Origin of the sequence: Streptomyces sp. NPDC001137 (genome assembly GCF_040298885.1) — a bacterium.
Classification (GTDB): Bacteria; Actinomycetota; Actinomycetes; order Streptomycetales; family Streptomycetaceae; genus Streptomyces.
On sequence record NZ_JBEPBA010000022.1, the window covers coordinates 69,129 to 81,649 of the forward strand.

A 12,521-nucleotide genomic window follows, 5' to 3' on the forward strand; every position below is an offset into this window, starting at 1 on the left:
TTGACGTAGGGGGGCGTGATCGGCGTCAGAGGGTGCGGGTCGCGGCGGCGTCGCGGAGGAGTTCGGCGAAGGTCAGGGCGGCGGGGGTGGGGGAGTGGTCGGCCATGCGGACCAGGAGGATGCGGCGGATGGGGGACGGCGGCTGGAGGGGCAGGACGTTGACGCCGGGTCGGATGCCCTCCAGGGCCAGGGTGGGGGCGAGGGCGACGCCGATGCCGGCGGCGACCATGGCCTGGGCTTCCTGGTAGTCGTGGGCCTCGTAGGCGATGTGGGGCTCGAAGCCGACGGCGCGGCAGCCGCGGACGAGGGCTTCGGCCACCGGGTGATGGTCGGCGCGGGTGATCCAGGGGTCGTGGGCGAAGTCGGCGAGTGAGGCGGCGTCACGGCCGGCGAGCGGATGGTGGTCACTGACGAGAAGGGCCGGCGGGTCGTCGAGGAGTGGGGTGACGACGATGTCCTCCCGGTCGATTCGGCTCCAGTCGTAGTCCCACATCAGCGACATTTCGATCTCCCGGTTCTCCAGCATGGTCCAGAGTCCGGCGATGCGGGCGCTGCGCACGGTCAGCCGTACGTCGGGGTGCGCGTCCCGGAAGGCGATCACGGCCTGCGGGAGGAGCGAGGCGCCGACGGTGGGGAAGGTGCCGATGCGCAGCGTGCCCGCGCGCAGCCCGGCGTAGTCGGCGAGTTCGTTCTCCGCGGCTCGCAGTTCCCGTTCGATCCGGTGCCCTCGTTCGGCCAGCGCCCGCCCGGCGTCGGTGAGGGTGACGCCCCGCGCGTGGCGTTCCAGCAGGGGCTGTCCCGCCTCCGTTTCGAGGCGGCTGATCTGCTGCGACACCGCTGACGGTGTGTAGTTGAGGGCGCGGGCCGTCGCGGTCACCGAGCCGCGCCGGGCGACCTCCGTGAACAGCAGGATGCGCCGGACGTCGAGCATGCCGCCACCTCCAGCGTTCACTTCAACTTAATAGCCATGCAGATTTCCGAGATTGTACTTCACGCTGGCGTAACCCACCGTGGAGGACACCACGCACGGCGAGGCCGTCGGTGGACTTCCCTTTCCACGTCTGTGAGGAGTCGGTTGTGCTGCGTCTGCAGGGCGAGATGATCCGCGGAGGAACCAGCAAGTGCTGGATCTTCGACCACCGCGACGTGGTCGCCACGGGCGTGGACGTCGATGACCTGCTGCTCGCCGCCTTCAACGCCGCCGACCCCCGTCAGATCGACGGCGTGGGCGGCGCCTCCTCCACCACCTCCAAGGCCGCCGTCGTACAGGCCTCGAGCCGGTCCGGCGTGGACGTCGAGTACGCCTTCGCACAGGTCGGCATCGGAGACGAGCGCGTGGAGTGGGCCAGCAACTGCGGCAACTGCGCCACCGCCGTGGCCCTCTACGCCGTCCACCACCATCTCGTGCCGATCGCGCCGGACACCACCACCGTCCGCATGCTCAACGTCAACACGGGGGCCCGCCTCACCGGCACCATCCCCACCCCGGCGGGCGTGGCACCGGAGCAGGGCAGGGCATTGGTGCCGGGCACCTCGGCACCGGGCGTGCCGGTCCTGCTCGGGTTCCAGGACCCGGCGGGCTCGACGACCGGCAGCGCTCTGCCGACCGGCCGGGCACTGGACGAACTGACCGGCCCGGACGGCTCCGTCGAGGCATCACTGGTGGACGCCGGCGCACCGGCCGCGCTGTTCGAGGCCAAGGCGTTCGGCCTCGACGGCACGGAATCCCTCACCGTGTTCGCCACCGCAGTGCCCGCGCTGACCCTGCTGCGCCGCCAGGCAGCGCTGGCCATGGGCCTGGCCCACGAGGGAGATCCGGTCAGCCACGCGGTGCCGAAGGTGGGCATCGTCGCCCGGCCCGCCCCCTACCGCACTACTCAAGGCACACTCGTCAACCAGGACGAGTACGACCTGGCCGTGCGCATGGTCTCCATGCACGCGCCGCACCCGGCGATCGGCCTGACCTCCGCCGTGGCCCTGGCCACGGCCGCCGCCACCCCCGGCACCCTCGCCCACCGCGTCGCCCGGCAGACCGCCGACGGCACGCTACGCCTGGGCACCCCCGCCGGCGTGATCACCACCCGAGCCGTCCCCGCACCGGACGGCGCGTCCCCCACGGTGCTCCTGCACCGCGCCGCCCGGCGTATCGCCCGAGCCGAACTTCTCGTTCCCGTCCTGGAAGGACGCCCCGCATGAGCCGCAACGACGCCGCCCCGGGTACCGTCACCGCTCCACCTGGCCGCACCCGACGCATGCTGTCCCACCTCTACGTCCAGTGCCTGATCGCCGTCTTCCTGGGTGCTGCCGTGGGCTGGCTGTGGCCCTCCACCGGCGCCGACCTCAAGCCGCTCGGCGACGGCTTCATCGCGCTGGTGAAGATGCTCATCGCGCCGATCATCTTCTGCACGGTCGTCCACGGCATCGCCTCCATGGGCAACGCCCGCGCGGTGGGCCGCGTGAGCCTGAAGGCTCTGGTCTACTTCGAGGTGCTGACCACCGTCGCCATGGTGATCGGCCTGGTCGTCGTCAACGTCGTCAAGCCGGGCAGCGGTCTGCACATCGACATCTCGACCCTGTCCACCAAGGGACTGCCGCCGGAGGCGACCACGACCCACGAGGGCTTCGCCGAGTTCGTCCTCGCCGTCATTCCGGCCACCCTGGTCAGCGCCCTGACCGGCAACGAGATCCTGCCGGTACTCCTGGTGTCGGTGCTGTTCGGCTTCGGCCTGCACGCCAGCGGGGAGGCCGGGCTGGGCATCGCCCGGGGCATCGACAAGTTCTCCACGGTCCTGTTCACGCTCATCCGCTGGATCATGCGGCTGGCCCCCGTCGGCGCGTTCGGCTCGATGGCCTTCACCATCGGCAACTACGGCCTGGGCACCCTGCGCCATCTGGCCCTGCTGGTCGGCTCGTTCTGGCTGACCGCCCTCTTCTTCGTCCTGGTCGTCCTCGGGACCGTGATGCGCCTGAACGGACTGCGGCTGCTGCCCTTCCTGCGCTACATCAAGGAAGAACTGCTGATCGTCCTGGGCACCTCCTCCACCGAGCCCGTCCTGCCGCGCATGATGGCCAAGCTCCAGCACGCGGGCGCCTCGAAACCGGTCGTCGGCATCACGCTGCCCGCCGGGTACTCCTTCAACCTCGACGGCACCGCCATCTACCTGACCATGGGCTCGGTCTTCCTCGCCCAGGCGCTCGGCATCGACCTCAGCCTCACCCAGCAGCTGACCATGCTCGCCGTCATGCTGCTCACCTCCAAGGGCGCCGCAGGCGTCACCGGCTCCGGCTTCATCGCCCTGGCCGCCACCCTCAGCGCCGTCCCGCACGTCCCGGTCGCCGCCCTCGCGCTGATCTTCGGCATCGACCGCTTCATGTCCGAGGCCCGCGCCCTGACCAGCCTGGTCGGCAACGGCGTCGCCACCCTCGCCGTAGCCCGCTGGGAGGGCGAACTCGACGAGGACCGCGCCAAGGCCGTCCTGCGCGGCGAGATCCCGTACACGCCTGCCCCCGCTCCTTCCCTGGTGACAGCCGAGCCCGGGACGAAGGAGACGCCCGCACCCACCCGAGACCCCGTCCCCGCCGCAAGCTGACGCCGCTTGGCTGGGCCGGCCCGGAGCAGGAGTTCCGGGCCGGCCCTCCCACGTCTCGAGCAAGCCGCTCGCGGTTTCGCCGGGAGGGTTCTTACGCCCACGGGAGTACGCGAGATGACGACTCTCGGTGGATGATCCCCGTTCGGGGCAGGGCGATGCTGTGGGGCAGGACGAGTGGTCTTCGCCAGGGCGGCTTTCCGCATCGTCCGTGACCGTGTCGGCCGCCGGGGTTGTCGGCCTGAAACAGAATGGGAACTCGCGTGGATGCCGACTCTCTGGCCGAGCGGACCGAAGCCCCGCCGCCGGATTCCGATGCCGCGCCGCGCACGCCCGCGCCGCGCCACCCGCGGCTCGGGCGATGGTTGAGACGCTTGGCGTTCGCCTGCACCGTTCTGCTCGCAGTCGTCACGACCGCCTCGCTGGCCTACAACGCGGCCACGGCCCGAAGTGCCGCTCCTCCAAGAGGCTTGCGCTACGTTCAGGCGGCCGATGTCCGCACCCGTTACCAGACCTGGGGCACGACCGGTTCGCCAGTCGTCCTCGTTCATGGTGCCTTCGAGCAGGTGGACACCTGGGCACGCCTGGCACCGCTCCTCGCACGCGATCACCGCGTCTACGCACTGGACCTGACCGGAGACGGCTACAGCGAGCGCCGCGGTCCGTACACCGTCAGCCACTTCACCGAGCAGCTGCTGGGCTTCCTCAGCGCCATGCACCTCGGCGGGCCGGGGGAGCGCCCCCTGCTGGTGGGCCATTCCAGCGGCGCCGCAGTCGTCGCGGAGGCGGCACTGCGCGCACCGGGGCGGATGGGGAGTGTGATGCTGCTCGACGGGGATGCCCTGAACACCGGCGCCGGTCCACCGCCGGCCCTCAAATACCTGCTGATCGACCCGTATCGAACCAGCCTGTTGCGCCTTGGGCTCGGTGTCGACTGGCTGATCCGCTCCTTCTACGACGCCCAGTGCGGACCGGCCTGCCCACACCTCAACGCCGCCGGACTGGATGAGTGGCGCCGGCCGCTGCGGGTGGCGGGCGCGGAGGCCGCCTTGTGGAGCATGCTCGGTGAGGGCGTGCCCGGCCTCCCAGCCAGCCAGGTGGCGCGTCTCGCGGCCGTCGGCATCCCCAAGTCGGTCGTGTTCGGTGCCGAGGACGACGTATTCAGCAGGCAGACCCCTCAGCAGACCGCGCGGCGCATCGGTGCCCCGCCGCCCACCCTCATCCCCGGGGCCCGGCACCTGGCCATGATCTCCAGTCCGCGTGAGGTCGCGGCAGCCGTCGAGGCCCTGGCGGGCGCGCAGCCTGCTACCGGGCAAGGCGGAAGTCCCCAGTGAGACGCGGTGCTTGGGCACCACACCGCCACACCGCCCCGCACAGTCGGCAGAGATGGTTGCGGTGCTGTCCGGTCCGGCCCACGCGCAGCTCATGAAACCGTGGTCAGTCGGCCTCCGCCCCCGCGACCAGTGCATCGAGCGCCGTGCGCACGGCGGCCAGTTCGGCCGGGGTGGGGTCGGCCGGTGCATGCGGCACCAGCGCGGCCGGGTTCACCACGGGGACGGTGCCCTCCGGGCCAGGCGCAGCCATGGCGTGGGCGAGGAGAGCGCCGTTGTCGGGCGGCGGGGTGCTGAGGCCGTCAGCGAGCCTGCGCAGTGCGTCCGTGAGCGGAGGCTGCGGGAAAGGGAAGTCCGCGGGGAGCAGCGCGGCTTGCCGGGTGTGGTCGTCGCCGCGGAAGTCCAGGGCCCAGTTCTCCCAGCCCGGCAACGGCCAGTTGTGGATCCCGGCCACGTTCTGCACGGCCCAGAGCGAGACGGTGCCGGCCCGCGGGTCGAAGTGGACGCCGCCGTACGGCATGTCGGTGAGTGCGGGGGTGGGCGGGCACGCGACGGCCAGGTCGATGAGGCCGGGTCCGCCGGCGAGGTGCTCGACGGGCTCCCAGTCGCTGCCCCAGGCGCGCACGCTGCCGTCGGGCAGGCGCACTGAGGCCACGGAGCAGGGCTCGGTGTATTCGGTGGCCGCGAACCCGGTCGGCTCGAACGTCTCGAACCAGCCCGGTGCACGGGTCAGGTCTCTGCCGAGGCCCAGGTGGTGGGTCAGATCGCCCATGCCGTCGTGCGCGAAGCGGACGTCCCAGCCGGGCCATGTCCGGGCCAGTACGGCGCGGGCGGCGGTGTGCTCGGCCCAGCTGTCGGCGAAGGCGAACCACCACAGGATCCGGCGGTCGTGGTCGACGAGTGCGGCGCCCTCGCACCACACGTCGTCGAGCCATTCGTCGATCTCCCGGTTGGCACGGAAGCAGCGTGTCGCCGCGGCCGGGCCGGGCAGCAGGTCGTCGACCACCCGGCTGGCGGCCCAGTGCGAGTAGTACCGCTGCCAGGCGCCGTTCTCGACCACCACGTACTGCGCTCGGGCTCCCATGATCAGCGAGGCTAGCGCCGCTGGACGACGGGCGGCGAACGCTTTTCAGGCGACCGACACTCGGGCGGCTGCCCCCGCCCGGGCTACTGCCAGTCCACCGGCTGTGGCCGGCGGGCGGAGGCACGCGCCTCCGCCCGCTGGTGGTCAGGGAGCGTCGATGAGGCCGTACTTCGGCACGGTCACCGTGCGGGCCCCCGGCGTGCCGCCGAGGATCACCTTGCGGTACGTGACGTTGTTGGCCGTGCTCTGCTCCTTGAGCCGGTTGTCGGGGTTGGCGATGACCTGGATGTAGTAGGTGCCGTTCGGCAGGTCCGAGACGTCGAAGGACTGACCGGGCCGGTACTGGCTGTAGGTGTCGCCGTTGCCGACGTCCAGCACCTCGCGCACCGACATGGCGGTCTCCTCACCGCAGGCGGTGGCGAGGTCGGTGTTGTACGGGTGCCAGTTGGCGTTCTTCACCGTGTAGTCGATGGCGTCGGTGTTGGCCAGGCAGAACGCCTCCTTGCCGCTGCGGACGATCTCCCTCTTGTCCGCGCCGAGCAGCCGGTAGCTGGCGAAGTCGCTGAAGTGCCAGTGCTGGTGGCCCTCCCGCGGGTCCCACTCCATGGTGCCGGTGGGCGTGTACCCGACCTGCTTGCCCTGGGCGTCGTAGAAGTACTGGTACGCGTCCATCTTCTCCGCGCCCGGCTTGCGGAACCCGTCCACGACCAGCGGCGAGGGGCCACCGTTCCATACGGTGGCGCTGAACGCGAGGTAGTCCTTGGTCGGGGCGGCGCCCGCTCCGCCCTCGTCCCCGTTGGTGATCGCGATGCCGTACGCGGGGAGGGCACGCAGGTCGGGTTTGGGCACGTCGGCCGGAACGGTCGCCCTGCCGACCGGGCGGTGCGCGGCCGGCTTCAGGCTCTTCGACGCGTTCTTCCGCCCGTGCTTGCCGACCAGGCCCTGGCCCCCGCCGGAGTTCTGGCGGACCGTCACCTTGACGGTCTGGGCCTTGTCCGGCATTCCGAACAGGTCACGGTACTTCTTCGCCACCGAGACCTTGGCGGTGTAGACGCCGGCCGGCAGGTCGAGGGGATTGTCTCCGCGGAACCCCGGCGACGTGGCCGCCGCCCAGCCCTTCTCGACACCCCACACCCCACCGAGCGCGAACGGGTTGTCGGAGCAGCCGTCGGGGTACTTGGAGGTGGCCGGGGCGTCCGGCCGGATCCGGCCCGCCCGGGTGTTCGGGCAGAACGACTGCGTGGTGTCGGCCACCTTCGCGCCCGACGCGTCGCTGATGCTGATCTTGAGGAAGTCCGGCAGGCCCGAGAAGTCCTTCACCAGGCCTGCCGGCAGGGCCTTGGTCACCGTCCGGCTGCCGGAGTGGATCACCTGTGTCGCGACCACGGGGTCGTTGTACGACTTGCGCGTCACCCGCATCTCGAGCGGTCCCCCGTCGACCGTGATGTAGGTGCCGAGGTTCAGGTAGACCCCTGGCTCGCCCTCGTAGCGGTCGACGGTCACCGAGGGGGTGGCGGCGATCAGTTGGAGCTTAGGCGTGCCCGTCGGCGTCGCCGCTCCCGCGCCGGGCGCGGCGACGGTTCCCGCGGCGCCGACGGTGAGGGCGGTGGCGGCGATGATCGCCGAACGCCGTAAAGCGGTGGGGTGATGTCTGGTCATGAGTGCTCTTTCTACGTCTGGTCGGGACGAGTCGTGCACGTCGTGCAGGCACGGAAGGAGGTTCTTGTGTGCCAACTGTGAAAAGTGCGAAAAGCCGATTCAGGTTGCCTGTTCATCGAAAGTCGCTCTGAATCCGGGCTCGTTGCCGCTGCCGGTGCTCGCCGACCCGTCGGCGCAGGGCCCTTTGGCGACTGCTGCCGCATTCGCCCGCGGCGTCCCGGCAGGGACATGACGTGCCGTGCGTGGCCCAGCCCGGCGATGTGGAGCGGGGGCCATGCGACGCGATGAGCGGTGTGGGCTCGTAGGCTGCGGTCATGACCGAGATCAAGACTCCGACACCCCGGGATGCCTTCGAGCTGCTGCTGGCCGGTAATGAGCGCTTCGTCGCCGGTGCCCCCGAGCACCCGAACCAGGACGCCGCTCGCCGCGCCGAGACCGCCCCGTCCCAGCAGCCCTTCGCCGTGCTGTTCGGGTGCTCCGACTCCCGGCTGGCCGCCGAGATCATCTTCGACCGCGGCCTGGGCGACCTGTTCGTGGTACGCACCGCGGGCCACGTCGTGGGTGCGGAGGTGTTGGGCAGCATCGAATACGGGGTGGATGTCCTGGGCTGCCCGCTGGTGGTGGTGCTCGGCCACGACTCGTGCGGCGCGGTGGGCGCGGCCTGCGCCGTGCTGGAGGACGGCATGGCACCGGCCGGATACGTCCGTGATGTCGTCGAGCGGGTGACCCCCAGCGTGCTGGCGGCGCGGGCCGCGGGACGAGTGGAGCCGGAGGAGATCCTTGCCGAGCACATAAGGCACACCGTCGATCTGCTGCTGGATCGCTCCCGGGTGCTGGCCGAGAAGGTCGCCGCCGGCCAGGCCGCCGTGGTGGGCCTGTGCTACCGCCTGGCCGACGGCAGCGCACAGCTCGTCGCGACCCGCGGATTGGAAACCGCCGGGCTTGCGCAGCCGGACAGCTTCTGACCTGGCCGTATGTGCTCCGGCATTGCGCTGGAGTCGAGGCACGCGAGGGCCCGCCGGGCGACTTCGAGGCGCGTCCCGCCAGGCGACGGCCAGTAGGTGCGGGCCCGCCCAGGGCGACGCGGCGACCGCCGCCCTGTGGCCCTCCAACTCCCTGGCCGGACGGATCCGTTGCCGCGGCCGTCCGGCGGTGGCGCAGCGAGCCCTGGTCGCCGAGGACGCCGAGGGACGGAGCGGGGTGGCTCCCTCAGGTGGCCACCCCCCATGCTCAATGGGCGTCGACGGCGGTGCTGGTCACTCGGTGGTTCGGGGTCCCGCGGCGCGGCGGAGCCGGTTGGCGATCGCCAGGCCCAGTCCCTCCTCCACCGGCAAGGACGCGATGATGAGGTCGCATCCCCGCTGGTCGAGTTCGCGCAGGAAGCCGTACAGGTCGCGCGCGTATTCGGCCATCGAGGCGGGGACGGGTACCACGGTGTGTGCCTTCACCGGAGTGTCGGCGATGGTGGGAGGAAGGAGGACTCCGACCTGGTGCCCCCGCTCCTGCGCGATCTCCGCCTCGTCGGCGACCTTCTCGGGCTCGACGAGGACGACCCTGGCGCGCGGCGCGTAGTGGGACGGATGCTGGCCCGGCACCCGGACGTGGCTCGTCGAGTGGACCGTCAGCGGGCGCCCCAGCACCGCTTCGAGGTCCTCGCGGGTCACCCCGCCGGGCCGCAGGATGCTCGGCATCTCGCCGGTGGCGTCCACGATGGTCGACTCGACGCCGACCTCGCAGGGGCCGCCGTCGAGCACGAAGTCGACGGCGTCACCGAGCTCCGCACGAACGTGGTGCGCAGCGGTGGGGCTGACCTGGCCGAAGCGGTTGGCGGACGGGGCGGTGACACCGCCGCCGAAGGCTGACAGCAGCGCGAGAGCGACGGGGTGGTCGGGCACACGCACGGCCACCGTTTCCAGACCACCGGTCGCTTCGAGGGGCACCCGGGGACCGCGCCGGAGGACCAGCGTGAGGGGCCCGGGCCAGAAGTGTTCCGCCAGCAGGCGCGCCGTCGGGGGCACCTCCTGGACCCAGTCGGCCAGGTGCTGCGCGTCGGCGAGGTGGACGATCAGCGGGTGAGAGGGCGGGCGCCCCTTGACCTGGAAGATGCGTGCGACGGCGGCGGGGTCCTCGGCGTTGGCGCCCAGACCGTAGACGGTCTCGGTCGGGAAGGCCACGAGCCCTCCGGCGCGCAGCACACCGGCCGCCTTCTCGATGTCACGGGTTTCCGCCGTCACCACGACAGTCCTTTCACTGTTCGGATCTTCCACATTCCACGGCCGCGTCGGCGCACGACGATGCCTTCGGCCGGCGGCATCGCATGAGCTGGGGCGCACCAGGGCCGCCACGGCGGTCGTGGGGGACACCGCCAAGACGGACGGGCTTCAGCGTAGAACCGGCGAGGCCCTACCGGGTCGGCCGGGTACGCAAGGCGTCGCGAGACAGGAGCGGGCCGGGAACCGTGCCAGTGCTCAACGACTCGACAGCGTCAACGTTCCGAGCGGCGGCGCCCGGCATACCGCGACGGGCGGCAGCGTGTCTCCGGCTGCGGGGAAACCGGTGGCGTCGTGACCGGCGGCCTCGTAGGTTCTGCGCTCGTGACTGATGACCCGAAGACGCGTCCGGATCCCTACGGCCTCGGCCGGGTGTTCAACGAGGTGGCGGAGCTCTACGACCGGGTCCGGCCGGGGTACCCGGACGAGTTGTTCGCGGATCTCGTCGCCATCACCGGCATGGACGAGGGATCGTCGGTGCTGGAGGTGGGCTGCGGGAGTGGTCAGGCCACGCGATCGCTGGCAGCGCTGGGATGCTCCGTGACCGCCGTGGAGCCGGGCGCAGACATGGCCGCGCTCGCTCGCCGGCGACTCGCCTCCTTTCCCGAGGTAGCGGTCGAGACATCCCGGTTCGAGGAGTGGGACGACCGTGGCCGGCGCTTCGATGCCCTGGTCGCCGCCTCGTCGTGGCACTGGGTCGACCCGTCGGTCGGCTGGCGGAGGGCGCACGAGGTCGTCTCGCCCGGAGGCTGGATGGCACTGCTGGGCCACGTCGTGGTCCGCCGGACGGGAGAGCCGGAGGTGTATGCCGAGAGCGCCGATCTGCACGAGCGGTTCTCTCCGGGCAACCCCGACTGGGGTCATCCGCCGCTGGAGGACGACGTGCGCGCCACCGACCAGGGGTGGGGCCTGGTCGAGGATCCCGGAGACCTGTTCGGCCCGACGACGGTGCGCTGGTATCCGACGGTTCAGTGGTTGACCGGGGAGGGCTTCGCCGACCTCCTTCGCTCGCAGTCGCTGTATCGCAGGCTCGACCCGGAGGTCCGTGAGCCCCTGCTGGACGCTGTCGCCGAGCGCATCCGCACACGGATGGGGGACCGGGCACCGCGCCGCTATCTGAGCGTCCTGCGCGTGGGACGGCGCGCCGACTGAGAGAAGGGGCCGATTTCTGAACTGCGGGCCCTGGCCAGAGCTGGCCGGCCAGGGGCGCGTTCAATGCGCCGGACCGTGCAGCGGGCCATCGAGGAGCTGGGTCTTGTGCCCCATCTCGCGGCGCGCAGGTTGGCCGGTCAGCGGGCGGACGCTGTGGCCCTGGTGCTGACGGAGCCGGACTGGAGGCAGTTCGCGGAACCGTTCTTCTCGGAGATCGTCCGCGCGCTTCGAACACCTCGGTGAACGGGCCCCACAACCCCTCCCTGCGGGCACACCTCTCCAAGAGCACCCGTGAATGTGCGAAGCTGGTTTTCCGATCACGAGGACGGTGCTTCTCCGTGTCACGGCGTCAGCCGGGCGCACACCCCGTAAGCCCGGTCCGTGTCGCGTCCGGTGCCGTCGTGCCGTTGGAGCCGTTCCAGTCCGGGAGCGGTGAGTACAGATGAGTCCGAGTTCCGCCGATGCCGCGAATCCCGCGCCGACCGGCGTCGGCAACGGGCCCGCCGTCTCCCGTCGGGAGTTCGACGCACTCTTCGAGGCGGTTCGCACGTGGGGTCGCTGGTCCCCGGCCGACCGCGGTGCCTGGAACCGGGTCACCGCGGACCATGTGCGGCGGGCCGCAGCGCGCGTGCGGACCGGGACGGTCGTCCCACTGGCGCTGCCGTGGAACACCCGGCCCGGCCCCGGCAACCGCAAGCCTGCCCTGCACCACATGACCGACCTCGGTGACGTGGAGGAGCCGGAACCCTCCACCCACAAGGACTTCATCGCCGCCGACTACCACGGCAAGGGCATCACCCATCTCGACGCGCTGTGCCACATCGCCTATCGGGGGCAGCTCTTCGACGGCCGCACGGCACACGAGGTCGTCGATGCCGCAGGCGCGCGCTTCGGCGCGGTGTCGACGCTCGGGTCCCTCGTCACAAGGGGAGTGCTCCTCGACCTGCCCGCCGTCCTCGGGATCCACTGGTTGGAGCCGGGGCGAGCGGTGCACGCGAGGGACATCGCCGTGGCGGAGAAGGCGCTCGATGTGACGATCGGCGACGGCGACGCGGTACTGCTGCGCTCCGGACACGTCCGGCGCCGCGAGGAACTCGGCGCCTGGGACCCCGACACGGCCAGCGCGGGCTTTCATGTGGACGCCCTGCCGCTGCTGGCCGAGCGTGGCATCGCGCTGCTGGGCGCAGACGGCGACAGCGACGTACGGCCCTCACCCGTGGACGGCGTGCACTCGCCTGTCCACGCCCTGGCTGTGGCCGCGATGGGGGTGCCACTGCTGGACAACCTCGACCTGGAAGCGCTGTCCGCCGCGACCGCGACGGCGGGCCGCTACGACTTCATGCTCGTCGTGGCGCCGCTGAACGTCCCGGGAGGGACGGGCTCGCCCGTCAACCCGGTCGCGGTCCTGTGACGCCGATCCGGCCCGGTCACCCTGTGT

General features: G+C 71.3%; 10 protein-coding genes and 1 pseudogene. 7 read left to right on the forward strand and 4 right to left on the reverse strand.

What is annotated here, in order from left to right; all coding sequences use genetic code 11:
- Window positions 1-25 precede the first annotated feature (25 nt).
- A complete protein-coding gene (locus tag ABT254_RS34165) occupies window positions 26-931 on the reverse strand; it encodes a LysR family transcriptional regulator (protein WP_351478871.1) in 906 nt (301 codons plus the stop codon).
- Window positions 932-1,077: 146 nt separating this feature from the next.
- Between ABT254_RS34165 and ABT254_RS34170 the strand changes: the two genes are divergently transcribed.
- The 3 genes from ABT254_RS34170 to ABT254_RS34180 all read left to right on the forward strand — a co-directional run bounded on the left by ABT254_RS34170 (window position 1,078) and on the right by ABT254_RS34180 (window position 4,921).
- Entirely contained in the window at window positions 1,078-2,196 is a 1,119-nt protein-coding gene (locus tag ABT254_RS34170) for a PrpF domain-containing protein (protein WP_351478874.1), read from the forward strand.
- On the forward strand, window positions 2,193-3,590 hold the full coding sequence (gene dctA / locus ABT254_RS34175) for a C4-dicarboxylate transporter DctA (RefSeq protein WP_351478876.1): 1,398 nt from the start codon (window positions 2,193-2,195) through the stop codon (window positions 3,588-3,590). The genes ABT254_RS34170 and dctA overlap by 4 nt, the downstream gene beginning before the upstream one ends.
- 467 nt (window positions 3,591-4,057) lie before the next feature.
- Window positions 4,058-4,921 carry an alpha/beta fold hydrolase gene (locus tag ABT254_RS34180; protein WP_351478879.1) on the forward strand — a complete coding sequence of 288 codons (864 nt, stop codon included), beginning with the start codon at window positions 4,058-4,060 and terminating at the stop codon, window positions 4,919-4,921.
- Between the two features lie 103 nt (window positions 4,922-5,024).
- Here the strand turns inward: ABT254_RS34180 and ABT254_RS34185 are convergent, their stop codons facing one another.
- Both ABT254_RS34185 and ABT254_RS34190 read right to left on the reverse strand, forming a co-directional pair.
- A complete protein-coding gene (locus ABT254_RS34185) occupies window positions 5,025-6,002 on the reverse strand; it encodes a hypothetical protein (RefSeq protein WP_351478881.1) in 978 nt (325 codons plus the stop codon).
- A gap of 144 nt (window positions 6,003-6,146) precedes the next feature.
- Window positions 6,147-7,661, reverse strand: coding sequence for a lysyl oxidase family protein (locus tag ABT254_RS34190; RefSeq protein WP_351478884.1), 1,515 nt, complete (start codon window positions 7,659-7,661; stop codon window positions 6,147-6,149).
- Window positions 7,662-7,975: 314 nt separating this feature from the next.
- Here ABT254_RS34190 and ABT254_RS34195 point away from each other — a divergent pair, with 314 nt between their 5' ends.
- The gene (locus tag ABT254_RS34195) at window positions 7,976-8,626 is read left to right on the forward strand and encodes a carbonic anhydrase (protein ID WP_351478886.1); all 651 of its coding nucleotides are present in this window, start codon (window positions 7,976-7,978) and stop codon (window positions 8,624-8,626) included.
- A 291-nt stretch (window positions 8,627-8,917) separates the two neighbouring features.
- On the opposite strand, the gene ABT254_RS34200 is transcribed toward ABT254_RS34195, so the two are convergent.
- Window positions 8,918-9,895 carry an L-threonylcarbamoyladenylate synthase gene (locus tag ABT254_RS34200; protein ID WP_351478889.1) on the reverse strand — a complete coding sequence of 326 codons (978 nt, stop codon included), beginning with the start codon at window positions 9,893-9,895 and terminating at the stop codon, window positions 8,918-8,920.
- A 360-nt stretch (window positions 9,896-10,255) separates the two neighbouring features.
- On the opposite strand from ABT254_RS34200, the gene ABT254_RS34205 reads away from it, so the two are divergent.
- The 3 genes and pseudogenes from ABT254_RS34205 (at window position 10,256) to ABT254_RS34215 (ending at window position 12,494) form a co-directional block, all read left to right on the forward strand.
- Window positions 10,256-11,083, forward strand: coding sequence for a class I SAM-dependent methyltransferase (locus tag ABT254_RS34205; protein ID WP_351478892.1), 828 nt, complete (start codon window positions 10,256-10,258; stop codon window positions 11,081-11,083).
- 63 nt (window positions 11,084-11,146) lie between these two features.
- A pseudogene (locus ABT254_RS34210) lies at window positions 11,147-11,311 on the forward strand (LacI family transcriptional regulator); the annotation flags it as partial.
- Window positions 11,312-11,525: 214 nt separating this feature from the next.
- Window positions 11,526-12,494 carry a cyclase family protein gene (locus ABT254_RS34215; protein ID WP_351478894.1) on the forward strand — a complete coding sequence of 323 codons (969 nt, stop codon included), beginning with the start codon at window positions 11,526-11,528 and terminating at the stop codon, window positions 12,492-12,494.
- Window positions 12,495-12,521 lie beyond the last annotated feature (27 nt).